The following is a 25,126-nucleotide window of genomic DNA, read 5'->3' as shown; positions in this document are numbered from 1 at the left end:
GTTCATCGGACATCTCGGCGCCTCGCCGGGAAGAACTCCAAGACCAACGCGGGAGGGACCGGCCCCTCAACTGTTCGCGGCTTCGTACTTCGCCAGGATGTCCGACGGGATCCGTCCCCGGTCGCTGACCTTGAGCCCCTGCTCGCGTGCCCACTCCCGGATCGCCGTCGTGTCACTGCGCGAACTGCGCGAACTGGACGAGCTCGACGTGGAACGACCGCGCGTCCGCTTCGCCGCGGCCGACTTCCGCGCCGACGCGATATACGGCGCCAAGGCCTCGCGGAGCTGAGCGGCGTTGGCCGACGACAAGTCGATCTCGTACGAGGAACCGTCCAGGGCGAAGCTCACGGTCTCGTCGGCGTCGCCGCCTTCGAGATCGTCGAGCAGAATCACCTGAACCTTTTGTGCCATCATTGGTCCTTCCTAGCCGGAGGGCGCGGGTTGTCGGATAACGCGTGACCTTACTATTGTTACGCTCCAGAACGGAGAATTTCAATTCTGCACCGGTCAAACCGGCAGCGGATTCGGCCCGGCAGAACCCAAACGCCTGAGCATACGGACGTTGCCCAGAGTATTGGGTTTCACCCGGTCGAGGTCGAGGAACTCGGCCACGCCTTCGTCAGCGGAGCGCAACAACTGAGTGTAGACCTCTTCACCGACCGGTGATCCGGTGGCCCGCTCGAATCCGTGCCGAGCGAAGAAGTCGACCTCGAACGTGAGGCAGAACACTCGGCTCACACCCAGTTCGGTGGCGACTTCGAGCAATCGAGTCAGCAGTGCGTGCCCCACGCCTTGACCGTGCCATTCCGGAGCGGTGGCGAGGGTACGCACCTCGGCAAGATCTTCCCACATGACATGCAGCGCACCGCAGCCGATGACAGTGGACTCGTCAACGGCTTCGGCCACCCAGAACTCCTGGACGTCCTCGTACAGCGTGACGGTCTCCTTCGACAGAAGGATCCGCTTTGCGGCATAACCGTCCAGAAGGCGACGGATCGCGCGTACATCTGAGGTACGTGCGGGCCGGACGCGAAACCGGCGATCGACCGAGGGAGCATCCTGTCCGTTCCCGGTCCCGTCGGTCATTCCGGCTTCACCAGAGGGAACAAGATCGTCTCGCGAATTCCGGCGCCCGACAGCAACATCACGAGCCGGTCGACACCCAGGCCGAGTCCGCCCATCGGCGGCGCTCCGTACTCGAGGGCCCGCAGGAAGTCCTCGTCCATCTGCATCGCGTCCGGGTCGCCGGCCGCGGCGAGCAGCGACTGCTCGGTCAGCCGCTCGCGCTGGACCACCGGGTCGACGAGCTCGCTGTACGCGACGCCGAGCTCGACCCCGGCGACGACGAGATCCCACGCCTCCACCAGCCGCGGCTCGTCCCGGTGCGGACGGGCGAGCGGCCGCACCGACGCCGGGTAGTCACGCACGAACGTCGGCGTGATCAGCGTGTGTTCGACCAGCTTCTCGAAGAGCTCGAGCACGACCTCACCGGGTCCCCAGTCCGGCTGCACGGCCACCTCGTACTTGTCGGCCAGCGCACGCAGCCGCTCGACCGGCGTGTCGACGGTGACCTCCTCGCCGACCGCCTCGGCGACCGCGCCGTGGATCGTCACCGTCCGCCACGGCGCCTCCAGGTCGATCTCGCCGCCGCGGCCGTCCGGCACGGTGCTCCGCTGCACCGCACGTGCGGCATCACGCACGAGCGCGCACATGAGATCGGCCATCGCGTCGTAGTCCGCGTAGGCCTCGTAGGCCTCGAGCATGGTGAACTCGGCGTTGTGGGACGAGTCGATCCCCTCGTTGCGGAAGATGCGCCCGATCTCGTACGCGCGCTCGACGCCGCCGACGACCGCGCGCTTCAGGTACAGCTCCAAAGCGATCCGCAACGTCACCGGCAAATCGAACGCATTCACGTGTGTTTCGAAAGGCCGTGCGGCCGCGCCGCCGTGGACCAACTGCAGCACCGGGGTCTCGACTTCGACATAGCTGTGCCGGTGCAGGGTTTCACGCAGCGACCGGGTGATCGCCGCGCGGCTGCGGACCATGTCGCGCGCGTCCGGATTCACGATGAGATCGACGTAACGCTGCCGGACCCGGGTTTCCTCGTTGAGCTCCTTGTGTGCGACCGGCAGCGGGCGCAACGCCTTCGAAACCATCGTCCACCGGTCACTCATGACCGAGAGTTCACCGCGTTTGCTGACGATGACCTCGCCCTCTACGCCGACGTGATCACCAATGTCGACCAGGTGCTTCCACTCGCTCAGACTGTCCGTGCCGACGCGGGCCTCCGAAAGCATGACCTGAAGTTCGGTGCCGTCACCCTCACGGATCCGGGCAAAGCACAGTTTTCCCGTGTTCCGGAGGAAGATCACCCGCCCGGCGACCGAAACATGATCACCCGTCTCGGTGCCGGCTTCCAGCCCGGGATACTGCTCTCGCAACGCCGCGAGTGTGTGCGAGCGCTCGAACCCGAGACGGTACGGAGCCTTTCCTTTGTCGAGCAGCTCAGCACGCTTTTCCCGACGAACCCGCAGCTGCTCGGGAAGGTCGTCGGGCGTTGTGCTGTGCTGATCGCTCATGACGTCCAAGCCTAAAGGTGAACGCCGGCGAACTTCGGCCCGGGGCGGGGCCCACGTCGGTGTTGCCGAGGTGATCCGCCGGTGCCACTGTGGCAGCAGGAGGTGACACACGATGAGCGGTGTCGAGGTTGTGGATCGAGGCGCACGCGAGATCGTCGTTTTCCTGTCCGGTGATCTGAATGACGAAGCGACCGACCGGTTGCACGCCGCCGTGGACGAGGTGGCGAAACTCGAGCAGCTCAACGCGCTCGACCACGTCGTCGTCAACATGCAGCACGTCACGCAGCTCGGCGAGGCCGGCGTCGGGTTCCTGCGCGAACTGTCCATGCGGGGCCGCCGGGCCGGTTTCGAGGTGTCGTTCGCCGCGGTGAGCGCCGCCGCTCACCGGGCGGTCGAAGAGGCCGGCTGGTCGTTCGTCGAGCACAGCCCGACGCTCCACGAACGGGAAACCGGCCGCTAGGAGGCGACCCTGGGCGCGGTCAGGCCTTCAGCAGCGGTGCCGTGCGTCGCTGCAGGAACTCTCGCGCGGCCGCGGCCATCCGCTCGTACTCGGCGTCGGCGCCCGGAAAATCCACGTGCGCGGCGCTGACGGTCACCAGTTCCGCCGGCCCGGCCATCGCGTTGCGCACGGCGAACTGGCCCGGAGGCGGCACTGCGGGGTCCCAGAGCGCCGGGACGGTCAGCATCGGGATGCGCAGCCGCGCCGCGGCGGTGGCGGCATCGAAGTAGCGCAGCACGTCCAGTGCTTCCGGGTGCTCGGCCACGTGGCGGCGCACGGCCTCGCCGCTGCCCGTGCACGGCATCGTCAGCCGCAGGTCGTGATTGCCGAAGCTGGGAACGTACAGCACGCCGGCGTCGAAACGCGCGTCCCACGGCAGTGCCAGCGCCCCGATGCCCCCGCCGAAGCTCCCGCCGACGTAGCCCAGCCACGGCGGCGGCGCGGGCAGCACCGCGGACAACACCGACGCCGCGCACCACACGTCCGCGACGCACCCGCCGTGGATGTAGGTCTCGACCGCATCGATGCCGTGCAGCACGTGCTCGACTCCGACGGACGGGACACCGTCCAGCAGACTGCGCGTGGGCAGCCCGCGAGCCACCGGGAACACCGCCGCCGCACCGTCGGGCACCAGGCCGAGGTCGGGCGCGTCCCGGCCACCGTAGCCGTGCCCGACCACGACGGCGCCGTTCACCCGCCCGTCCGACGGCGACGCGAACCACCCGCCGAGCCGGACACCGTCGAGCGACGTGAACTCCAGCTCGAACAGGTCGACACCCGGCGGACCGTCCACCCGTCGCAGCGACGGCTCCGGATCCACCCGCAACGCCCGTGCGTACAGTCCGGTCCAGAAGTCGACGAAGCCGTTCGGTTCCGCGGGGAACCCGGCCAGCCGCAGCTGCTCCTCGTCGTACCCGTAGGTCGCGTCGAACGCGTCCGGGCCGAACCATTCGTCGTACGGTGCTGGCGGCATCCCCACTCCGTTACTGCCCTTGACCTCGCCACACGGGCCGTCCGCCGTGCCTCGCGCAGCATAGCCACCGCCGCGGCGAGGTCAGGACAGCACCGTGTGGAACCCGTCGCGCCAGCTGCGGTGCTCCGGCTCCCACCCGAACTCGCGCTTCGCCTTCGCGTTCGACGAACCACGCAGCTCGACCATCGCCGCCTCACCGAACCGGCCGATCATCGAGCGGGCGAGCCATCTCGGGACCCGCATCGGCCGTTTGGCGCCGGCGGCGTCGGCGAGCACCGTCAGCACGTCACGCACCGGAGCGGGGTCGTCGTCGACGATGTTGTACACACCAGGACGGCCGTTCTCGATCGCCTGGAGCGTCGCCCGCGCCGCGTCGTCGATGTGGATCATGGACCAGATCGCCGTACCACCACCGACGATCGGCAGCCGGCGTTTCCGGATCATGCCGGTCAGCTCGCCGTCTCGATCGATGCTGGTGCCGGGACCGTAGAAGAACCCGTACCGCAGCGCGAGCCCGTCGACCCCGGGCGTGCTCGTGGTCGTATGGTCGACGTACTTGATCGCACGAAGCGTCTCCGCCGACTCGCCGGCGGGGTCGGTGCTCAACGGATCGTCCTCCGTCTTGACCGGGCCGCCACTGCGCTCGTTCGGCCAGCCGACGAAGCTCTGTGCGACGAACCTGCTCGCACCGGCCGCCCGGGCAGCCGCGAGCAGGTGATCCAGGCCCTGTGTGCGCAGCCGGTTCGTGCCGGCGAATGCGGTGTCGAGGTGCTTGAAGTCCGTCGCGCCGATCGCGGTGAGCTGATGCACGACGACGTCGGGCTGCGCGGCGTCCACCGCTGTGCCTACGGCGTCGCCGTCCAGTGCGTCCAGCACGACCGGCTCCGCGCCGGCCTCGCGCAACCTCGTGGTGTTGCGTTCGGTTCGGGTCGTGCCGACCACCTCGTGTCCCGCCTCGATCAGCATCGGGACCAGGCGCGTCCCGATCGCGCCGGTGGCTCCGGCCAGGAATATTCGCATGGTGGTGCTCCCTTCGTCCGGCCCGTTCGACGAGACGGAGTCGCGTCGTGTGACACCTTCGGCCGAACTGCACGTGGTTGGATCGGAGCATGGCGGAGCTCGCGGCGGTCCACGACGAACTGCGGCCCCTGATGTTCTCCATCGCCTACCGGATGCTCGGCAGCGTGACCGAGGCGGAGGACGTCGTCCAGGAAGCGTTCCTGCGGATGCACCGCGCCGCCGCCGACGGCACCGACCCCGACAACGCCGAGGCATACGCGACGACCGTCACGACGCGACTGGCCATCGACGCGCTGCGCTCTGCCCGGCGCCGGCGTGAGGCCTACATCGGCTCATGGCTGCCAGAACCCTGGCTGACCAGCGGCGACGAGCCGGCCGAACGCGCCGAGAGGACCGACACGCTGTCGACGGCGCTGCTCGTGGTGCTCGAGACGCTCTCGCCGGTCGAACGCGCCGTCTTTCTGCTCCGCGAGGTCTTCGAGTACGGATACGCCGAGATCGCAGCGATCGTGGACCGCACCGAGCCGATGTGCCGGCAGTCGATGGCGCGCGCACAGCAGCACCTGGACCGGCGCCGCCCGCGTTTCGACCCGTCCCGCGAACAGCGCGACCGGTTGGCCGGCGAATTCGTCGCCGCCTGCGGCTCCGGCGACGTCGAGGCGTTGAAAGCGCTGCTGGCCGAGGACGTCGTGTTCCACGGCGACGGCGGCGGCCGGGCTCCGGCCGTGCGACACCCGGTCAGCGGTGCGCTTCAGGTGGCCAGGTTCGTGGCCGGCCTCGCGCGGCAGGCGGCACGGGCGAACCTCGAGCTGTCGACGGCGCACGTCAACGGGCAGCCGGGACTGATCACGTCGGCCGGAGACGGCGTTCTGGGCGTCATGTCCATGGTGATCGTCGACGGCCGGATCCGTTCCCTGCACAACGTCATCAACCCCGACAAACTCCAACACCTCGGACCAGTGGGCGACATCAACACCCACCTTTCCGGCCCGGCCGCGGGTAAATGATCACGTTCCGCATGGAATTCCATGCCGGACGTGATCATTCCCCCGAACGGGGGTGGTTGCGGTCGAACACGAGCCGCAGGCCCGTCAGTGTCAGCCAGGGCTCGTGCCGGTCGATGGTCCGCGACTCGTCCAGCACCAGCGGCGCAAGGCCTCCGGTCGCGATCACCGTCACGTCGTCCAGGCCGACGCCGAGCTCGTCGGCCATCCGGGTGACGATGCCGTCGACCTGGCTGCTGAAGCCGTACAGCGCCCCGGACTGCAGAGCCTCGACCGTGTTCTTCGCGATCACCGAGCGGGGCCGCACGAGCTCGACCCGTCGCAGCTGGGCACCGGCTTTGCCCAGCGCGTCCAGGGAGACCTCGATGCCCGGTGCGATGGCCCCGCCGATGTACTCGCCCCGCGCCGACACGACGTCGAAGGTCGTCGCCGTGCCGAAGTCCGCCACGATGCACGGCCCTCCGCCGTACAGGTGCGCCGCCGCGAGCGAGTTGGCGATGCGATCGCTGCCGACCTCGCGTGGGTTGTCCATGAGTACCGGCACGCCGGTCCGCACCCCGGGCTCGACCAGCAGCGACGGCACGTCCTCGTAGTAGCGCTGCACCAGCCGCCGCATCTCACGTTGCATGGCGGGCACCGTCGAGCAGACGGCGACGCCGCCGACCTCGTCGTCGTGCCCGCCGGAGAACAACCCGCGCAGCAGCACCATGATCTCGTCGGCCGTCTGCCGCGCGTCCGTGGCCACCCGCCAGTGCCGGACGACGTCCGTACCGTCGAGCAGCCCGATGACGGTCTCGGTGTTCCCGACGTCGATCGCCAGCAGCATGTCGGTCACGAGCCTGCGGCGCCCGCGTCCACACCCACGATCTCGAGACCGAGGTCGAGCGCCTGCACCGAGTGCGTCAGCGCGCCCGTCGACAGGTAGTCGACACCGGTCGCCGCGTAGGCGCCTGCCGCGTCCAGCGTCAGGCCGCCGCTGACCTCGAGGCGCGCCCGGCCGTCGACCGCCTGCACCGCGTCGGTCACCTCGTCCACCGTGAAGTTGTCGAGCAGGACGAGCTCGGCGCCCGCCTCGACGGCTTCGACGGCGCCGGCGACGTCGTCCACCTCGACTTCGACGTCGACGTCCGGGTACGCCTCGCGCACCGCGCGATACGCCGCGCCAACGCCGCCCGCCGCGACGACGTGGTTGTCCTTGATCAGCGCCGATTCGGACAGCGTCGAGCGGTGGTTGGCGGCCCCGCCGACCCGCACCGCGTACTTCTCCAGGGTCCGCATCAACGGTGTCGTCTTTCGGGTGTCGCGGACGACGGCGCCGTCGCCGGCCGCCTCGACCCACGCGCGGGTCGCCGTGGCGATCCCCGACAGCCGGCCGGCCAGGTTGAGCGCGGTGCGCTCGGCGAGCAGCACGTCCCGGCTCCGGGCACCGACCGTCAGGACCTTCGCCCCGGCGTCGACGGCGTCGCCATCGGCCACGTGCCTCTCGAGCTCGACATCGGCGCCACCGACGGCGGCGAACACCGCCTCGACCACCGGAACACCCGCGATCACGCCGGGCTGACGCGCCTCGAGGACGGCACTGGCCCACTGCTCCTCGGGCACGGTCGCCACCGTCGTCACGTCGGCTCCACCGCCGAGGTCTTCTTCCAGTGTCGCCCGGATCAGATCTTCGACGTACAGAGGATCGAGGCCCGCCTCGCGCAGCGCGAGTGCGACGGGCTCGGGCAAACTCATGATGGCTCCTTCATCGGCTCATATGTCGTCGTCAGGACGCCGTCGGTGTCGACGGCGCTGACGATGTGACCGCGCCAGCGATCGTCGTCGCGCTCCGGAAAGTCCTCACGCCAATGGCCGCCTCGCGTCTCCTCACGCATCGCGGCATGACGACTGAGCGTAACGGCCACGGCGTACAGGTTGCTCGTCTCCCACGAATCGGGTTCCGGCGTGCGGCCCGCCGTGCCACCGTCGGCCAGGGTGGCGAGTCGAGCCGCGAGAGTCACCAACGACGACTCCGACCGCAGTACGCCGGCACCTGCGGTCATCGCGGACTGTACGAACGGCCGGGTCTCGGCGTCCAGCAGCGCCTCACAGCCACGATCCACGGGGTCACCGGGCCTGGAGTCGACGAGCGTCTCGGTCAGGTGAGCGGCGATGCGGTGACCCCAGACCAGCCCTTCCAGCAACGAGTTCGACGCCAGCCGGTTCGCGCCGTGGACGCCCGTGCACGACGTTTCGCCGCACGCGTACAGGCCCGGGACCGAGGTGCGACCGTGCAGATCGGTGCGGACGCCGCCGCTGGCGTAGTGCTGCGCCGGCGCCACCGGGACGAGTTCCGTCGCCGGGTCGATGTCGAACGAGCGGCAGCGCCGCACGATGGTCGGGAACCGTTCCTCGAGGAACGACGCGCCGAGGTGACGGGCGTCCAGCCAGACGTGCTCGGCGGCGGTCTCGGCCATGGCGGTCACCACGCCGCGGGCGACGACGTCGCGCGGCGCGAGCTCGGCCAGCTCGTGCCGGCCGAGCATGAACCGCCGACCCTCGACGTCGCGCAACACCGCGCCCTCACCGCGGACGGCTTCGGAGATCAGCGGCTGCTGTCCCTTCGCCGAGCGGCCGAGCCACATCACCGTGGGGTGGAACTGCACGAACTCCAGGTCGGCGACCTCGGCGCCGGCACGCAGCGCGAGAGCGACACCGTCACCGGTCGAGACCGGCGGGTTCGTCGTGGAGGCGTACACCTGGCCGAGCCCGCCGGTCGCCAGCACAACCGCACGCCCGAGGGCGGCGCCCACACCGTCGCGGCGGCCCTGGCCGAGCACGTGCAGCCCGACGCCACACGCCCTCCCGGACGCATCGGTCAGCACGTCCGTGACCAGCGCATGCTCGTAGACCTCGATGTCGGGGTCCGCGCGAACCGCGTGCAGCGCCTCGAGCAGCGCCCGGGAGATCTCCTTGCCGGTGGCGTCACCGCCGGAGTGCGCGATGCGGTCACGGCCGTGCCCGCCCTCGCGGGTGAGCGCGATGGAGCCGTCGTCGGCCAGCTCGAACTCGGTGCCGAGTTCCGCCAGCTCGCGGACCCGGCGCGGCCCTTCGGTGACGAGCGTGCGCACCGACGTCTCGTCGCACAGCCCGACGCCGGCGACCAGCGTGTCGCGCAGGTGCTGCTCCGGACTGTCCTCCGGGTGGAGCGCCGCGGCGATGCCGCCCTGGGCCCAGGCGGTGGCGCTGTCGGCCAGCCGGGTCTTCGTGACCAGCAGGACGCGGCCGGCCTTGCGCGCCTCCAGTGCCGCGGTGAGGCCCGCGATGCCGCTGCCGACGACGACGACGTCAGCCGCCACCGTCCACCCAGGGGGCTCGGTCGGCAGCTGCCGCGGTACGCGTACTCCGGTCACGCCGGGATAGCCTACGACGTGAAGCGGCGACACCTCACCTCGTCCCGCGGAACGCGGCCCACTCCGTCCCGCGGAACGCCCCCGCTCCACCGGTGATGATCACCCGAGACGAGCCCGCGGTTCAGGGCAGGTCGACGGCGACGTTGTCGATCAGGCGGGTGGCGCCGACACGTCCGGCGACCAGCAGTCTGGCGGGTCCGTGCTCCGCATCGGGCTCCAGGTCGGTGCCGCGCAGCTCCAGGTACTCGACCTCGACGGCGGGTTCGGCGTCGAGCTCCGCACGCGCCGCCGCGAGCACGGCGGCGCGACCACCCGTCGCGGCCTCGGCGCCGGCGGCCAGTGCCCGGCCGAGCGCACCGGCCCGCTCCCGCTCGTCCGGCGAGAGATAGCCGTTCCGGCTGGACAGGGCGAGCCCGTCCGGTTCACGGACGGTCTCGACACCGACGATGTCGTACGGCAGCTCCAGGTCGGCCACCATCCGCCGGACCAGCACCAGCTGCTGATAGTCCTTCTCACCGAACACGGCGTACGTCGGAACGGTCAGGTTCAGCAGTTTGGCGACGACGGTCAGCACCCCGCCGAAGTGCGCCGGGCGGGCGGCGCCCTCCAGCTCGTCGGCCAGCGGTCCCGGCGCGACGGTGACCTGCGGCGCGCCGTCGGGATAGACGTCGTCGACCTCCGGCGTGAAGGCGACGTCCACGCCCTCGTCGGCACACATGGCCAGGTCCGCGTCCAGCGTGCGGGGGTAGGTGTCCAGGTCCTCGGCCGGGCCGAACTGCAGCGGGTTGACGAAGATCGTGACGATGACCGTGCCGTCGGCGCCGACGAGGCCCCTGGCCGCACGGATCAGCGCGCGGTGGCCCTCGTGCAACGCGCCCATCGTCGTGACCACGGCGGCTGCCGTCTCGCCCGCCGACAACGCCTCGACCAGCTCGTCGCGCGTCCGGACGACTTCGGGTGCTCCCACGCGCCACACCGTATCGTCCGGCCACGGCCGGACCGCCGCACGGTCGTGACGGCCGGAAAATCCGATGCCGACGCAGGCGCCGAACCGGTAACGTCTCGCGATCGTGCGTGTCTTCGCCGCTTTCACAGCCATGGGCTTCCGGCGGTGGTCCACCTACCGGCTCGCGGCAGCGGCCGGGGCGTTCACCAACACCGTCTTCGGTCTGATCAAGGCGAGCATCACGATGGCCGCCATCGGCGCCGCCGGCGGCACCCTCGCCGGATACCACGCCGCATCCGGAGCGACGTACGCATGGATGGTGCAGGCCCTGGTCGCGCCGTTGAACCTGTTCGGATGGGCGGACCTCGCCGAGCGCATCCGAACCGGCGACGTCGCCGTCGCCCTGGCCCGGCCCGTCGATCCGCAGTTCGCCTACCTCGCTGCCGACCTGGGGCGGGCGGCGTACTCGCTCATTCCTCGCGGCGCCCCGCCGTTGCTCGCGGGTGCCCTGGTCACCGGGCTGGCGTTGCCGCTGGAGCCGCTGCCCTACATGCTGGGCCTGCTGAGCGTCGTGGTCGGCGTGTGCGTGTCGTTCGCCGGCTGGTGGCTGGTGAACCTGGCCGCCTTCTGGCTACTCGACCTGCGTGGGCCGCGGACGCTGTACATGGTGGCGTGCCAGGTGCTGTCCGGGCTGATCATCCCGGTGCACTGGTTCCCCGACTGGCTGGGCGTGCTGGCGGCGTGGTCGCCGTTCCCGTCGATGCTGCAGGCTCCGGTGGACGTCATCACCGCCCGGGTCGAGGGCCTCGCGGCGCTGCAGACCGTGGGCGTCCAGCTGGCGTGGCTGTTCGGACTGCTGCTGTCCGGGCGGCTGCTGTTCAGGTTGGGCGCCCGGAGGCTGGTGGTCCAGGGTGGGTGAGCGTACTCGCGCCTATCGTGTGCTCGTCGGTTCTCGGCTGCGCTCGCAGCTCGCGTACCGGCGCTCGTTCGCGATGGATCTGCTCGGCAGCGGGGCGATCGGACTGCTCGAGTTCGCCGAGGTCTACGTGATCTTCGCGAACATCGACGTGCTCGGCGAGCTGGACTTCGCCGCCGCCGCGTTGCTGTTCGCGCTGGCGAACATCGGATTCAGCCTCGCCGACACCGTCATCGGGCACGTGGACCAGCTGCCGACGTACCTGCGCCAGGGCACGCTCGACGCGTTCCTGCTCCGTCCGCTGCCGGTGCTCGCCCAGCTCGTCACCAGCGACGTGTCGCTGCGGCGACTCGGACGGACGGCGCTGGCGGGCGCGATCCTGGTGGTCTCGCTGCTGATGAACGACATCGACTGGACGGCCGCGCACGTCGCGCTGCTGGTGATCGCCGTGCTCAGCGGGACCGCCATCTTCGCGGCGCTGTTCGTGTGCGCGGCCGCCGTGCAGTTCTGGCTGGTGGAGGGTGCGGAGTTCGCGAACGCGTTCACGTACGGAGGCGCGTACGCGGCGCAGTACCCCGCGAGCATCTTCAGCGTGCCGATGCGGGTGCTGTTCACGTTCGTCGTCCCGTCGGCGTTCACCGCGTACCTGCCGGTGCTGGTGCTGCTCGACCTGGAAGGCCCGGCCGGGCTGCCGCAGTGGCTCGGCTGGTGCACGCCGCTGGCGGCCGTCGGAATCTGGGCCGTCGCCCTCGGCGGGTGGCGAGCCGGTCTGCGTCACTACACGGGAGCAGGATCATGACCGAACCGATCATCGACGTACACGACCTGCGTCGCGAGTTCACCGTCCGCTCGCCTGCCGGGCGGCTACGGCGCACGCGCACGGTCGTCCCCGCCGTCGACGGGCTGACGTTCGCGCTGGAGACGGGCTCAGCCACCGGATACATCGGCGCCAACGGTGCAGGCAAGTCCACCACCATCAAGATGCTGACCGGAATCCTCGTCCCCACGTCCGGCACCGTGCGGACGTGCGAGCTCGATCCGGTCCGGCGGCGCAAGGTTCTCGCGCGCCGGATCGGCGTCGTGTTCGGCCAGCGCACCCAGTTGTGGTGGGACCTGCCGTTGCGCGAGTCGTTCCGGACGCTCGCCGCGATCCACCGGCTCGAGGACCGGGCCTGGCAGGCGCGTCGCGACGAGCTGGTCGACCGCCTCGACCTGGGCACGTTCCTCGACACGCCCGTGCGGCAGCTGTCGCTGGGCCAGCGGATCCGCGGTGAGATCGCGGCCGCCCTCCTGCACTCGCCGCGGCTGCTGATCCTGGACGAGCCGACCATCGGGCTGGACGTGCTCAGCAAGGAACGGCTGCGGGTGTTCCTGTCCGAGCAGCGCGACCTGCACGGCACGACACTGCTGCTGACCACGCACGACATGGACGACGTGCAGCGGCTGACCGAGCGGATCATCGTCGTCGACCACGGGCGGATGGCCTACGACGGCACGCTCCCCGGCCTGGCCGCGCGGGTCGGCGCAGAACGTGTCATGGTGCTCGACCTGGTGGATCCGGTCGCGTCTCTCGAGGGCGTCCCGGGGACGAGGGTCGTCGCGGTCGAGTCCGACGGCCTGCGGCACCGGCTGGCGTTCGGCCCCGAGCAGACCACCGCGGGCGCGATCCTCGAGGCCGTCGGCACGCGGGGTCAGGTACGTGACCTCACCATCGAGGAGCCCGACATCGAGGACGTCGTCCGCCGACTGTACCGCGCGCACTCGTACCATGATCATCAACAGCAAGCGCGGCGCTCGTGACGCTAATACCGTGTGACGCGTGGCACTCGCGGTCTGCCTCACGTTCGACGCCCGCACCGAGCACGCTCTGCGACGGCTCTGGGACCGGCTCGAGGACCTCGACGTCCCCACCCTGCGGTCACACACCCACGGGCGCCACGTCCCGCATCTGTCCTACGCGGTCCTGCGGAGCTGGCGATGGGACGACGTCCGTGCCGCCGTCGCCGCGCTCCCGGACGGCGGACCCGTCGACGTCTCGTTCGACGGGCTCGGGACGTTCCGGCGCGGGCGCGTGTGGCTCGCGCCGGCGCTGCCCGGCGACCTGGGCCGGCGACAGGAACGCACGGTCGACGCAGTGGTGAGCGCCGGCGCGGAACTCCACCGTCACTACCTTCCCGGCCGGTGGCTGCCCCACTGCACCATCGCGCCGCGCGTCCCGCTGACGGCCCTGCCGATGGTCGCGGCGGCCGTGTACGACGTCCTCCCGCTGATGGCTCGCGCCGACCGGGCGGAGCTGATCGACAGCAGCACCGGCGAACGCCTGCAACTTCCGCACGTGCCGTGACGTCAACCGCGCGGGCCGCCGGTCAGCCGTCGGTTTCGCCCGGGGCGTCGGCGAGCACGTCCAACAGCGCTTCCGCGTCACTCGCCTCCAGCCGTCCGGCCGCGAGCGCACGCGTCGCCGTGCGGCGCGCCAGCGCGACGTAACTGCCGGCGGCTTCGGGGACGGCTCCGGCGATGCGGCCGACGTGACTGGCCACCGTGCCCGCGTCCCCGCGGGCGACCGGCCCGGTCAGCGCGTCGTCGCCCTGCCGCATCCCGTTGTCCAGCGCCGCCGACATCAACGGCGCCAACATCCGGTCCGGCTGCTCGACGCCCGCGGCCCGCAGCAGATCCATCGCGTCGTTGACCAGTGTGATCAGGTGGTTCGCACCGTGGGCGAGGGCGGCGTGGTAGAGCGGACGGTGCTGTTCGGCGATCCGAATCGGTTCGGACCCCATCTCGACCACGAGTGCCTCCGCGACCGGCCACAGCGGCTCGGGCGCCGTGATCCCGAACGTGGCACCGCTGAGTCGCTGCAGGTCGACGGACGTGCCGGTGAACGTCATCGCCGGGTGCAGGGCGAGCGGCAGCCCGCCCGCCCGCGTCGCCTCGTCCAGGACACCGATGCCGTACCGGCCGCTGGTGTGTGCGACCAACTGACCGGCGTGGACGGCCCCGGCACCGGCCAGACCGTCGACGAGGCCGGGGAGCGCGTCGTCGGGGACCGTCAGCAGAACGAGGCCGGAGCGGCGCATCACCTCTTCGACCTCGACCAGCGGCATGTCGGGCAGCAGCGTGCCGGCGCGGCTCCGGCTGGTCACGGACACGCCGTAGCCGGCGACCACGTGGTGCCCGGCGCGGGCGAGCGCGGCGCCGAGCACGGCACCGACCCGCCCGGTGCCGACGATGCCGACGTCGAGACGGGCCGGTCGTTCGTCATTCACGAGAGCCAGCGTAGGTGGTGACGGGTCCGCAGCGGACGCACCGGGTGGCGGACCCGTCACGAGGATTTCCTCCGCATCACCAGGCTTGTAGGGGTGGTGACGCATGGAATTCCATGGTGAACGTGATCATTTCTCGTCGGGTCATTCGGTGGCGAGGGCGACGACGGGGGCGGTACGGGCAGCACGGCGGCCCGGGACGACGGACGCCAGGAGGCCGAGGGCCCCGGCGACGACACCGCACCCGGCGACCTGGGCCCACGGCACGACGAACACGAGGTCCTCCACGCTCAGCACGGCCGCCCAGGCGAACGACACGCCGATCACCGCTCCCAGCAGTGCCGCGACGCCGCTGAGCAGCAGCGCCTCGATCGACAGCATCGCCCGCGTCTGCCGCTGAGTCTGTCCGAGTGCACGCAGCAGCCCGATCTCGCGTGCCCGCTCGTGCACCGACAGCGACATCGTGTTCGCGATCCCGATGACCGCGATCACCACCGCCAGGCCCAGAATGGACAGCACCACCAGCAGGGTCTGGTCCAGCTGCTCGCTCAGCTGCTCGCGCGTGTCGGTGTACGTCGTCACCGAGACGCCTGGCAGGCCGTTCACGGCCTCGACCACGGCGGCGCGCGCCCGCTCGGTGTCGACGTCGGACGCGGTGTCGAACCCCACCCGGGCGGGGCGGTCCACGGACGGCAACAGCTCCTGGAACACGTCCGGCGTGACGGCCAGGCCCTCGAACGGCACGCTGCCCTCGTCCACCACGTAACCGACGTCGAACGTTCGCGTGCCGCTGTCCGCCTCGACCGTCACGTCGTCACCGACCCCGAGTCCACTGCGCTCCGCGGTGACACGGTCGATCGCCACCGCGCCCGCGGCGACGTCGTCCACCGAGCCCTCGCCGTTCACGCGCGCGATCGCCTCGAACCGGTCGAGGTCGATCCCGAGCAGGTCGACGGTCCCGACGCCGCCGGCGGTGACGGTCCCGTCGTACAACCGCACGGAGGGACCGGTCTCCGGCAGCGCGTCGACGGCACGCACCGCCGACGCCGGCACACCGGTCTCGGCATCCGACCGCACCAGGAAGTCCGCCGGAACCTGCTGGTCGAGGACCATGCCGGCGCTCGCCCGCGTCGACTCGGCCACGGTGACGAAGCCGGCCACCATGGTCACGCCGATGAGCAACGCCGCGGAGGTCGCGGCCGCGCGCCGCGGGTTGCGCACCGCATTGGCCGTGGCCAGCCGTGTCGTCGCACGCCGCGACCCGCTCCTGCCGGCCAGCAGCCGCCCGAGGGACCGCACCATCGGCGGCACCACCCGCGGGCCGAGGACGAGCACGCCCAGGAAACACACCGCCGCGCCGAGAACGACGACGCCCAACCCGTACATGCCGGCGGTGAGGGCGCCGGCCGCCATCACCGCGCTGCCGGCCGCGATCGCGACCAGCCCGGCGGCGATCCGCACCCGCCCGGCCCGCTGCCCATCAGCACCGTCGGGCACGGAGCGCACCGCAGCCAGCGGCGCGACCCGGGTCGCCGCGCGCGCCGGGAGCAGGGCCGAGCCCACCGTGACGGCGACGCCCACGGCGACCGACCAGAGCACGGTCGCCGTCGACACGATCGTCGGGACGTCCCGAGCGTCGTCGCTGACCACCGCGCCGACCGGTATCGCGGCCAGCACCCCCACAGCCACCCCGACCAGGCTTGCCACCGCACCGACGGCAGTCGACTCCACCAGCACGCCCGAGAGCACCTGCCGCCGGGTGGCTCCGACCGTGCGCAGCAGCGCCAGCTCCCGGGTCCGCTGCGCGACCAGGATGCGGAACGTGTTCGCCACCACGAACGCGGCGACGATCAGCGCCACGGCACCCAGCATCAGCAGCGGGATGCGCAGCTCCTTGGCCACCGACGTCGAGCTCTCCACCAGACGTTCGCGTAGCTCGGCTCCGGTGAGCACGACGTGTCCCGGGTCCCCGCCGAGCTCTCGCACCGCCGCCGTCACGTCGGCCGGGGCGGCGCCGGCTTCGAGGCGCAGGTCGACCCGCTCGATCCCTGGCCGCGCGGCCAGGCGCTGCACGTCACCGCCGGTCGCGCGGACCTCGGGGTGGTCGCGCGCGTTGACCGACGGCTCGGCCAGCCCGACGACGCTGAACTCCATCTGCCGGCCGTCGGCCCCGGTGACCGTGTACGCGTCTCCGACGCCGACGCGCTGACGCTCGGCGGTCCTGGTGTCGAGGACGATCTCGCCGGCGGCGGCCGGCGCGCGTCCGTCCGTCAGCGGTAACGCCGCCAGCTCCGCATCCCGCGGCGTCGCGAGCACCCGGACCGGCGATCGGTCGGGCACACGCCCCTGGCCGCCGACGAGCCGCGCGTGCACGACCCGGTGCCCGGCCGCCGCCTCGACGCCGTCGAGCGCACTGATCCGGTCCAGCAGGGACACCGGAAGGTAGTCGGCACCGTCGTCGGGCGGGACCGCCGCCAGATCCGTCCCTGCCGCCGAGGCGGTGATCTCGGCTCTGCCGGCCCGGTCCAGCGAGTCGGTGAGCACCAGCGTCCCTGCGGTGAACCCGATCGACAGCACGATGACCGTGCCGGTCAGCAGGAACCGCACGACGTACGCCCGCAGGCCGGCGAGTGTCACGCTCAGCACGGCTCACGCCCCCAGCTGCCGCAGGCCGTCGATGACGGTGTCGGCGGTGGGCTCGGTGATCTCGCCCGCGAGCCGGCCGTCGGCCAGCAACACCACCCGGTCCGCGTACGCCGCGGCCGACGGATCGTGAGTCACCATCACGACCGTGCGCCCGAGTTCACGCACGCTCATGCGCAGGAACGACAGCACCTCGCTCCCGACGCGGGTGTCGAGGTTGCCGGTGGGCTCGTCGGCGAACACCACGTCGGGCCGGTTCAGCAGAGCTCGCCCCACCGCGACCCGCTGCTGCTGGCCGCCGGAGAGCTCGGCCGGCCGGTGCGAAAGCCGCGCCCGCAGATCCAGGACGTCGACGACCTCGTCGAACCACTCCTGGTCGGCCTGCCGGCCGGCGAGCTTCAACGGCAGCAGCATGTTCGCCTCGGCGTCCAGCGTCGGCAGCAGGTTGAAGGACTGGAAGACGAAACCGAGACGGTCGCGCCGTGTCCGGGTGAGCGCCGTGTCACCGAGCCCGGTCAGGTCGGTGTCGCCCAGCAGCACCTGGCCGTCCGTCACGGCGTCGAGCCCGGCGAGACAGTGCATGAGCGTGGACTTCCCGGAGCCGGACGGGCCCATGATCGCGGTGAACCGTTCCGCCTCGAAGGCGATGTCGACGGTGTCCAGGGCATGCACCGCGGTGTCACCGCTGCCGTACACCTTGCTCAGTCCGACAGCGCGTACCGCGGTCCGGGGCGCGTCCCACCGCGGGGACGCGGCGTCGGTCGATGTCTGTGTGGTCATGCCGACGAGCATCGTCGACCCGGCGCCGCGCGCGCGTCGCCCGCAGGTCCGCCGTCACGTCCGACGCCGGTGGCACGGGCGACACCCGCGCACGCGGCCGGCTACGACCTCGGTCGTACGGGAGGCCCGGTCGTCCTCCCGGCCCGCACCCGTACGGGCAACCGGACGTCGCCGGGCCGGCCGCCGTCGAGGAAGTCCGTGACGATCCGGCCGGCCACTCGCCCCTTCTCGACCGTGGGCTGCACGACCGTCGTCAGCTCCCGGCCCTCCAGCCACGGGGTGTCGATACCGTCGAACCCGGTGACGGACAGGTCCTCCGGGACGCGGATCCCCATCGACTCCGCGGCGCGGATCACCCCGCACGCCAGCAGGTCGCTCTGCGCGATGACGGCGCTCGGGCGGTTCGCGGGATCGGCCAGCAGGGTGCGCCCGGCGAGTTCGCCCTCCTCGATCAGGTTGGCCGACGCCTCGACCGCGACCATCGGGCCGAAGACGTCCTCGGCGGCGCTGAGGCGGCGACGGCAGTCCGAGTACGCCGTCACCGCCCGGCGCTGCGCGTCGGCCACACCCCGGCGGCCGTCCAGCCGCAGTGGCAGCGTCACCGTCGCCACGTCCCGGTGCCCGGCGTCGCGCAACAGCCGCGCAAGCTCGACCGTGCCGCCGTAGTCGTCGACGTCGAGCAGCGCGACCTCGGGGCGGTCCGGCCCGTCGACGGCCACCACCGGGACCTCACGGCTGAGGAAATGGTCCAGGAGCGGATCGTCGTCACCGCCGCAGGTGGCGAAGACGACGGTGTCGACGGGCATCCGCGCCACCTGCTCGGGCGTCGGGCCGCTGCGGGCCGCGTCGCCGGAGAGCAGCAGCAGTCCGGTGCCCGCGGGCGTCAGCTCCTCGGCCAGCCCGTCCAGCAGCGCGACCGCGACCGGGTCGCGGAAGGCGTAGAGCAGCCGTTCGCCGATCAGCGCGCCGACGATGCCCGAGCGTCCCCGTCGCAACGACCGTGCCATCGGGTCCGGTCCGGTGTAGCCGAGCTGCCGCGCCGCGTCGAGCACCCGTTCCCGGGTCGCCTGCGCCACCGGACCCGCGCCGCTGAACGCCAGCGACGCCGTCGACGGCGACACGCCGGCGCGTGCAGCGACTCCGGCCAGGGTCGGGCGGCCTTCGCTCACCGGTGACACCTCCTTCGACGTGACTCGTGCCGTTGCGTCCCGGTCGACGTGCCGGCGCGTCGCGAACGGCACCGCCCAGATTTGGACTTGCGTCGAGCCAGCGACACCACGGAGAATATCGAATCGATTTGACTCGAATCGATTCGAGCCTGGTTTCGGCTAGCTGAGGACGCCTTCGTGACGCACACCGACTCGACACCATCCGCCCGACCACCCGCCCGCCTGCTGCGCGCGCGCAACGCCGTCGCGGCCGTGTTCGCGGTCAACGGACTGGCCATCGCCAGCTGGATGGCACGCATCCCGCAGGTCCGCGACCTGCTCGACGTCACACCGAGCGAACTGGGACGGATCCTGCTGGCGCTCGCCGTCGGCTCCATCGTGGCGTTGCCGACGGCGGGCATGGTCATCGGGCGCATCGGGGCCGCCCGCACGGTCGCCATCGGCTCCGTCATCGTCGGCGCCGGGCTGGTGATCTGCGGGATCGGCAGCGGCTCGTTCGGCAGCGCCGTCGCCACCGCCGTCGGGCTCGCCGCGGTGGGGTACGGCTCCGGCTCCTGGGACGTCGCCATGAACGTCGAGGGCGCGGCGGTGGAACGGACGATCGGCCGCACGATCATGCCGCGCTTCCACGCGGCCTTCAGCCTCGGCACCGTCGGCGGAGCAGGACTCGGCGCCGCGGCCACGGCACTCGACGTTCCAGTCGACGCGCACCTCGTCGTCACCGGCGCGGTGGTGGCTGTTGCCACCACCATCGCCACCCGGCAGTTCCTCCCGCGCACGGTCGAGGCCGACGAGGACGGCGCGCCGTCGCCGTCCGCGTCGGTGTGGACCGCCTGGCGCGAGCCGCGCACGATCGTCATCGGCGTGATGGTGATGTGCTTCGCGCTGATCGAAGGCATCGCGAACGACTGGCTCGCACTGGGCATCGTGGACGGCTACGACGTCGACAACGCCGTCGGGGCCGCCACGTTCGCGCTGTTCGTCACCGCGATGACCATCGGGCGCACGGTCGGGGGCCAGCTCATCGACCGTTTCGGCCGGCTGTTCGTGCTGCGGCTCACCGGGACGATGGCCGCCGCCGGAACGTTGCTGGTCGTCTTCGGCGGCTCGCTGCCGGTCGCCGCCGTCGGCGTGCTCATCTGGGGCCTCGGCGCCTCCCTGGGCTTCCCGCTGGGCATGAGCGCGGCCTCGGACGACCCCGCGAGGTCCGCGGCACGGGTCAGCGTCGTCGCGTCGATCGGCTACACGGCCTTCCTCGCCGGACCGCCGATCCTCGGCTGGCTGGGCGACCACGAAGGTGTGCTGCGTGCTCTGCTGGTCGTCGCCGTCGCCGCGGTGGTGGGCGTGCTGGCCTCGCCGTCGGCGCGCAAGCAACCCGAGGCCGCCTCCACCGACTCCCGGTGACCGCCGCCCCGGAGGTGACCGGACACGGCGCCGGCCCATCACGAGGCTTCTGCACGCATCACGAGGCATGCAGGGGTGGTGACGCAGGGAAATCCATGGTGAACGTGGTCATTCTCGGCCGGACTGGCCGTTTGGGCCGGGGCGGACGAGGCCGGTCTCGTAGGCGCGGACGACGAGCTGCACCCGGTCGCGCAGGCCGGTCTTCGCCAGGATCCGGCCGATGTGCGTCTTCACCGTCGCCTCGGTGACGTGCAGGGACTCCGCGATCTCGACGTTGGAGTGCCCGCGCGCCACCTCGAGCATGATCTCGCGCTCGCGCTCGGTGAGCCCGTCCCATCCGGCCGGTGCCGACGCGGCCCGGTCCGGCAGCTGGGTGGCGAACCGCTCGAGCAGCCGCTTGGTGGTGCTCGGTGCCATAACGGCGTCGCCGGAGTGCACCGACCGGATCGCGTCGAGCAGCGTCGGCGGCTGCGCGTCCTTGAGCAGGAAACCGCTCGCACCCGCCTTGATCGCGGTGTAGACGTACTCGTCGAGATCGAACGTGGTCAGCACGACGACCTTCGGCGGATCGGCACGGGAGCGCAGTCGCCGGGTGGCCTCGACCCCGTCCAGGACCGGCATCCGCACGTCCATCAGCACCACGTCCGCGGCGGTGACCGACAACGCGTGCAACGCCTCGTCGCCGTTGTCCGCCTCGCCGACGACGTCCATGTCCGGTTGCGAGTCCACCACCATGCGGAACCCGGCACGGACGAGCTGCTGGTCGTCCACCAGGAACACTCTGACCGCCACCGGCTCTGTCACTCCCCTTCGCCGTAGGGCATCCGGACCAGGACCCGCCATCCGCCACCGGACGCGGGGCCGGCGTCGACCGAGCCGCCGAACGCCCCGAGCCGTTCGGCCATGCCCCGAAGGCCGTACCCGTTGCCGTCAGACGTCGCCGCCGAGCCGCGGCCGTCGTCGGTGACCTCGACCGACACCTGATCGGCATCGTAGGCGAGCCGCACCCGCGCCCGCGCACCCGGGCCGGCGTGCTTGAGGGTGTTCGTCAGCGCCTCCTGGACGCTGCGATAGACCACGAGCCCGCGCCCGGCGTCCAGCTCCCGCGGAGTACCGGACCGCTCGTGCTCCACGGACAGGCCCGCCTGCCGCACCGACTCGAGCAGCTCGGGCAGTTGCGCGATCCCGGGCTGGGGGCCGCGGTCCTCGGACGGCTCGCCGGTGCGCAGGACGCCGAGCAGGCGGCGCATGTCCGCCAGCGCGGTGCGCCCGGTCTCGCCGATGGTCCCCAGCGTTTTCACCGCGGTCGCGGGGTCGTGCTCGGCCACGTACCGGCCGCCGTCCGCCTGCACCACGATGACCGACAGGTTGTGCGCCACCACGTCGTGCATGTCCCGGGCGATCCGCGCGCGCTCCTCCACCGCGGCGATGCGCGCCTGCTGGTCACGCTCGCGCTCGGCCATCTCGGCGCGGGCGACCAGCTCGGCGACGTGGGCCTGCCGTACCCGCCGGACGTCGCCCAGCGCCCAGGCGCCGACGACCATCGCGGCGAAGAACGTGACGCTGATGGCCAGCGTGTCCTGATCGCCGTACGGCGCCACGTAGCGTGCGGTGGCCAGCACCGCGCCCAGCAGCCCGACACCCAGCCCCGCCCGGCTGGCCCAGCGTGGACCGTACCCGCTGATCGAGTAGAACGACGGCAGCAGCATCGCGTCCATCGGAGACAACTGGACGTCGCCCGCCCATTGGACGAACGCGGCCGCGGCGACCACCATGAACGAAGGGACCGGCGCCACCCGCCGGAAGACCAGCCCGGCGGCGAACACACCGCCGATCGCGGCCTGTGCCCAGCCCGGGTTGTAGGTCTGGGCCGAGGAGACGCCGAACATCAGGTACATCGCCAGGGCGAGCGCGGCGTCCGGCAGCAACGGGTGCCGGCGTACCCACGCGTACACCAGGTCCCGACGTCTCACCCCATGCAGGCTAGCCCGGAACCCGGCGACCGCCGTACCGAAGCCACAGCAGCCCGAGCACCGGAAGCACCAGCGGCACGAACCCGTACCCGCGCCCGAACAGCGACCACACGGTGTCGTCGGGGAAGTCGCCGGGGTCCACCGCGGTGACGGTGCCCACGGCGAGCACTCCGGCCAGCTCGACCGTGCAGGCGGCCAGCGCGATCCGGCGTGCCGTCGTTCCGGCGCGGGCCAGCGAGACGGTGGCGACGATGTACACGACCGCGGCGAACGCCGACAGCAGGTACGCCAGCGGCGCCTGGTCGAACGACGTCGCGATCTGCACGCCGGCCCGCGCGCTCGCCGACAGCGCGAACACGCCGTACACCGCGACCAGTAGCCGGCCCGGGCCGCTGGTCCGCGCGGGGGCGCTCCCGCCCGCGTCCGCCGACGGCCCGGTCACGACGGCGTCGCCACCCAGATCTGCTGGAGCCGGACCACCAGCACCGGGATCACGAGCGCGGCCACCATCAGGACCGCCGTTCCCCACCGGGACTTCTCCGCCAGCGCCCAGAACAGCCCCAGCGGTAAGATGATCACGGTCATCAGCAGGTAGCCGACGAACGTCGCGGTGCTCTCGGGCGTCCCCTCGACGGCCATCATGACGATCGCGACGACGACCTGCAGCAGGATCAGCGCTTCGACGACGCCCGCGCCGATGACGAACGGCTCCCGCGGTGGCCGGTTCAGCAGCGCCGCTACGGCGGCCCACCCGGCGTAGGCCAGGGAGGCCACGATCACGGCGTAGTCGATGGCGGCGATCATCGTTCGTGCGGGGTCACGGCAGCCGGGCCAGTTCGTCGGTGAGGTCGTCGAGGCCCAGCGATCCCAACGACAGGGCGGCCATGTGCCACGCCTTGAGATCGAAGCCGGCGCCGCCGGCAGCACGGGCGGCGTCCCGGCCGGCCAGCCAGGCCCGCTCGCCGAGCTTGTAGCTGATGGCCTGGCCGGGCACGCCGAGGTACCGGACGATCTCGGAGTCGAGGAACGTGGGCTCCCGGCCGCTGTGTGCGCCGAAGAACTCCCGCGCCAGTTCGGGGGTCCACGTCTCGCCGGGGTGGAAGTGCTCGGTGTGCGGGATCCGCAGCCCCAGGTGCATGCCGATGTCGATGATGACGCGGATGGCGCGCATCATCTGCGCGTCGAGGTAGCCGAGCCGCCGCGCCGGGTCGGAGAGGTATCCGAGCTCGTCCATGAGCCGTTCGGCGTACAGCGCCCAGCCCTCGGTCGTCGCGCTCACCGAGCCGACGCTGACCTGGTAACGCGACAGCTGGTCGGCGACGTGCACCCACTGGGCCAGCTGCAGATGGTGGCCGGGCACGCCCTCGTGGTACCAGGTGCTGACCAGGTTCCAGACCGGGAACCGGGTGGCGTCGAGCGTGGGCAGCCAGGTGCGCCCGGGTCGGGAGAAGTCCAGCGACGGCCGGGTGTAGTACGGGGCGGCCGCGCTGCCGGGCGGCGCGATCATCGCCTCGACGGTCTTCACCGGTTCGGCCAGGTCGACGTGGGTGCCGTCCAGCTCACGCATCGCCTCGTCCATGAGGCTCTGCAGCCAGGCCCGGACCTCGTCGACGCCTTCGACGGCAGCGCCGTGCTCGTCGAGGTGGCGCATGACGGCGAGCGGCGTGTGCCCCGGCCTGACCGCGTCGGCGGCGGCGCGCATCTCTTCCGCGAGCCGGCGGTACTCGGCCCACCCGTAGGCGTAGGCGTCCTCGAGGTCGAGATCGGATCCGGTCCAGCGGCGCGCGTTCAACGTGTAGCGCTCGCGGCCGACGGCGTCCGGCGTCCCCGCGACCGCGGGCAGGTACGTCCCGGCGAGATACTCGCGCAGCTCGGCCAGAGCGCCGGTCGACACGGCAGCCGCGGCCTGCAGCTCGTCGTGCTGCCCGTCCGGGCCGCCGGCGGCGAACGTGGCGTACCAGTCCGACGCCAGCCAGGTGTCGATCTGTTCGACCACCGTCTCGACCTGCCGCGGCGCCGCACACAGCACGCGGGCCACACCTTCGTCGAGCGTCGCCCGGTAGCCGCGGATCGCGTCCGGGACGTTGCGCATCCGCCTGCCGATGACCGCCCAGTCGTCCGGCGTCGACGCCGGCATCAGCAGGAACACCGACCGCAGCGACTGCACCGGCGAGAACAGGTTGTTGACCTGGCGGAAGTTCTCGCCGGCGTCGTGCAGGGCGAGGGTGGCGCTCAGCCGTTCGCGCAACAGGCGCGCCGCGCGCCGCTCGGCCTCCGGGAGGTCGGCGCCCGGGGTGTCCACGGCGTCGAGCCTCGCCAGCGTCGCACGTTCGGCCTGCGCCTGGGCTTCGATGCCGTCCGGCGAGAGATCGGGCAACGCGTCCGCCCCGGGGCGGATGCCGAGTGCCGTTCCGAGGATCGGGTTCAGGTCCGCCAGCGTCTCGACGTGGTCGTCGGCGATGGAGCGGGGCGTCGGAGGGTGGTCGTGGGGCACCGGCCCATCGTGCCGCATGCCGGCGAGGACCGGGTACGGGGCTCCGGCCGGATCGTGGATAGCGCTTGCCG

Annotated in this window: 25 protein-coding genes; 7 read left to right on the top strand and 18 right to left on the bottom strand. The window is 71.6% G+C overall.

The window, feature by feature from the left end; genetic code table 11:
• Positions 1-66 precede the first annotated feature (66 nt).
• The 3 genes from CLV30_RS14755 to lysS form a co-directional block, all read right to left on the bottom strand.
• Complete coding sequence (locus tag CLV30_RS14755; RefSeq protein ID WP_106538059.1) at positions 67-411, bottom strand: histone-like nucleoid-structuring protein Lsr2; 345 nt, start codon at positions 409-411, stop codon at positions 67-69.
• Between the two features lie 96 nt (positions 412-507).
• A complete protein-coding gene (locus CLV30_RS14750; RefSeq protein WP_106537978.1) occupies positions 508-1,086 on the bottom strand; it encodes an amino-acid N-acetyltransferase in 579 nt (192 codons plus the stop codon).
• On the bottom strand, positions 1,083-2,579 hold the full coding sequence (gene lysS, locus CLV30_RS14745; protein ID WP_106537977.1) for a lysine--tRNA ligase: 1,497 nt from the start codon (positions 2,577-2,579) through the stop codon (positions 1,083-1,085). Before lysS ends, CLV30_RS14750 begins: the two co-directional genes overlap by 4 nt.
• A gap of 112 nt (positions 2,580-2,691) precedes the next feature.
• Here lysS and CLV30_RS14740 point away from each other — a divergent pair, with 112 nt between their 5' ends.
• The gene (locus CLV30_RS14740; protein WP_106537976.1) at positions 2,692-3,039 is read left to right on the top strand and encodes an STAS domain-containing protein; all 348 of its coding nucleotides are present in this window, start codon (positions 2,692-2,694) and stop codon (positions 3,037-3,039) included.
• 19 nt (positions 3,040-3,058) lie between these two features.
• On the opposite strand, the gene CLV30_RS14735 is transcribed toward CLV30_RS14740, so the two are convergent.
• Both CLV30_RS14735 and CLV30_RS14730 read right to left on the bottom strand, forming a co-directional pair.
• Positions 3,059-4,051, bottom strand: a complete 993-nt coding sequence (locus CLV30_RS14735) for an acetylxylan esterase (protein WP_106537975.1) — start codon at positions 4,049-4,051, stop codon at positions 3,059-3,061.
• Positions 4,052-4,132: 81 nt separating this feature from the next.
• Positions 4,133-5,071 carry an NAD-dependent epimerase/dehydratase family protein gene (locus CLV30_RS14730; protein ID WP_106537974.1) on the bottom strand — a complete coding sequence of 313 codons (939 nt, stop codon included), beginning with the start codon at positions 5,069-5,071 and terminating at the stop codon, positions 4,133-4,135.
• An 89-nt stretch (positions 5,072-5,160) separates the two neighbouring features.
• On the opposite strand from CLV30_RS14730, the gene CLV30_RS14725 reads away from it, so the two are divergent.
• Positions 5,161-6,078, top strand: coding sequence for an RNA polymerase sigma-70 factor (locus tag CLV30_RS14725; RefSeq protein ID WP_106537973.1), 918 nt, complete (start codon positions 5,161-5,163; stop codon positions 6,076-6,078).
• A 34-nt stretch (positions 6,079-6,112) separates the two neighbouring features.
• On the opposite strand, the gene CLV30_RS14720 is transcribed toward CLV30_RS14725, so the two are convergent.
• From CLV30_RS14720 to panC, 4 genes are all read right to left on the bottom strand, one after another.
• Positions 6,113-6,901 (bottom strand): type III pantothenate kinase, encoded by a 789-nt coding sequence (locus CLV30_RS14720; RefSeq protein WP_106538058.1) that lies wholly within the window; start codon positions 6,899-6,901, stop codon positions 6,113-6,115.
• Positions 6,902-6,906: 5 nt separating this feature from the next.
• Entirely contained in the window at positions 6,907-7,809 is a 903-nt protein-coding gene (nadC, locus tag CLV30_RS14715; protein ID WP_106537972.1) for a carboxylating nicotinate-nucleotide diphosphorylase, read from the bottom strand.
• A complete protein-coding gene (locus CLV30_RS14710; RefSeq protein WP_205740921.1) occupies positions 7,806-9,467 on the bottom strand; it encodes an L-aspartate oxidase in 1,662 nt (553 codons plus the stop codon). Before CLV30_RS14710 ends, nadC begins: the two co-directional genes overlap by 4 nt.
• A gap of 121 nt (positions 9,468-9,588) precedes the next feature.
• Complete coding sequence (panC, locus tag CLV30_RS14705) at positions 9,589-10,434, bottom strand: pantoate--beta-alanine ligase (RefSeq protein ID WP_211300062.1); 846 nt, start codon at positions 10,432-10,434, stop codon at positions 9,589-9,591.
• A 103-nt stretch (positions 10,435-10,537) separates the two neighbouring features.
• On the opposite strand from panC, the gene CLV30_RS14700 reads away from it, so the two are divergent.
• Genes CLV30_RS14700 through CLV30_RS14685 form a run of 4 tightly spaced genes read left to right on the top strand, consistent with a single transcriptional unit; the run spans position 10,538 to position 13,673 of the window.
• Positions 10,538-11,332, top strand: a complete 795-nt coding sequence (locus CLV30_RS14700) for an ABC transporter permease (RefSeq protein WP_205740922.1) — start codon at positions 10,538-10,540, stop codon at positions 11,330-11,332.
• Positions 11,325-12,128, top strand: coding sequence for an ABC transporter permease (locus tag CLV30_RS14695; protein ID WP_205740923.1), 804 nt, complete (start codon positions 11,325-11,327; stop codon positions 12,126-12,128). Before CLV30_RS14700 ends, CLV30_RS14695 begins: the two co-directional genes overlap by 8 nt.
• Positions 12,125-13,129: an ABC transporter ATP-binding protein gene (locus CLV30_RS14690; RefSeq protein WP_106537969.1), complete on the top strand. Its 1,005-nt coding sequence runs from the start codon at positions 12,125-12,127 to the stop codon at positions 13,127-13,129. Before CLV30_RS14695 ends, CLV30_RS14690 begins: the two co-directional genes overlap by 4 nt.
• 19 nt (positions 13,130-13,148) lie before the next feature.
• Entirely contained in the window at positions 13,149-13,673 is a 525-nt protein-coding gene (locus CLV30_RS14685; RefSeq protein ID WP_106537968.1) for a 2'-5' RNA ligase family protein, read from the top strand.
• Between the two features lie 22 nt (positions 13,674-13,695).
• Here CLV30_RS14685 and CLV30_RS14680 read toward each other — a convergent pair whose 3' ends face one another.
• From CLV30_RS14680 to CLV30_RS14665, 4 genes are all read right to left on the bottom strand, one after another.
• Positions 13,696-14,595 carry a Rossmann-like and DUF2520 domain-containing protein gene (locus CLV30_RS14680; protein WP_240723322.1) on the bottom strand — a complete coding sequence of 300 codons (900 nt, stop codon included), beginning with the start codon at positions 14,593-14,595 and terminating at the stop codon, positions 13,696-13,698.
• Positions 14,596-14,736: 141 nt separating this feature from the next.
• Entirely contained in the window at positions 14,737-17,238 is a 2,502-nt protein-coding gene (locus CLV30_RS14675; protein ID WP_106537966.1) for an ABC transporter permease, read from the bottom strand.
• 3 nt (positions 17,239-17,241) lie between these two features.
• Positions 17,242-18,015 (bottom strand): ABC transporter ATP-binding protein, encoded by a 774-nt coding sequence (locus CLV30_RS14670; RefSeq protein WP_106538055.1) that lies wholly within the window; start codon positions 18,013-18,015, stop codon positions 17,242-17,244.
• Positions 18,016-18,116: 101 nt separating this feature from the next.
• Positions 18,117-19,184, bottom strand: coding sequence for a LacI family DNA-binding transcriptional regulator (locus CLV30_RS14665; RefSeq protein ID WP_106538054.1), 1,068 nt, complete (start codon positions 19,182-19,184; stop codon positions 18,117-18,119).
• 177 nt (positions 19,185-19,361) lie between these two features.
• On the opposite strand from CLV30_RS14665, the gene CLV30_RS14660 reads away from it, so the two are divergent.
• A complete protein-coding gene (locus CLV30_RS14660; RefSeq protein WP_106537965.1) occupies positions 19,362-20,588 on the top strand; it encodes an MFS transporter in 1,227 nt (408 codons plus the stop codon).
• A 108-nt stretch (positions 20,589-20,696) separates the two neighbouring features.
• On the opposite strand, the gene CLV30_RS14655 is transcribed toward CLV30_RS14660, so the two are convergent.
• From CLV30_RS14655 to CLV30_RS14635, 5 genes are read right to left on the bottom strand one after another with little or no spacing between them, the layout of a single operon-like run.
• Positions 20,697-21,431, bottom strand: coding sequence for a response regulator transcription factor (locus CLV30_RS14655; protein WP_106537964.1), 735 nt, complete (start codon positions 21,429-21,431; stop codon positions 20,697-20,699).
• Complete coding sequence (locus CLV30_RS14650; protein ID WP_129711048.1) at positions 21,389-22,561, bottom strand: sensor histidine kinase; 1,173 nt, start codon at positions 22,559-22,561, stop codon at positions 21,389-21,391. Before CLV30_RS14650 ends, CLV30_RS14655 begins: the two co-directional genes overlap by 43 nt.
• Before the next feature lie 10 nt (positions 22,562-22,571).
• Positions 22,572-23,003 carry a hypothetical protein gene (locus CLV30_RS14645; protein WP_106537962.1) on the bottom strand — a complete coding sequence of 144 codons (432 nt, stop codon included), beginning with the start codon at positions 23,001-23,003 and terminating at the stop codon, positions 22,572-22,574.
• A complete protein-coding gene (locus CLV30_RS14640) occupies positions 23,000-23,365 on the bottom strand; it encodes a hypothetical protein (protein ID WP_106537961.1) in 366 nt (121 codons plus the stop codon). The genes CLV30_RS14645 and CLV30_RS14640 overlap by 4 nt, the downstream gene beginning before the upstream one ends.
• Positions 23,366-23,378: 13 nt before the next feature.
• Entirely contained in the window at positions 23,379-25,073 is a 1,695-nt protein-coding gene (locus CLV30_RS14635; protein WP_106537960.1) for a DUF885 domain-containing protein, read from the bottom strand.
• Between the last annotated feature and the right edge of the window lie 53 nt (positions 25,074-25,126).

This window comes from Haloactinopolyspora alba, assembly GCF_003014555.1.
Lineage (GTDB): Bacteria > Actinomycetota > Actinomycetes > Jiangellales > Jiangellaceae > Haloactinopolyspora > Haloactinopolyspora alba.
Note: the sequence above shows the minus strand (reverse complement) of the source record. Positions and strands in the feature narration are given on the sequence as shown.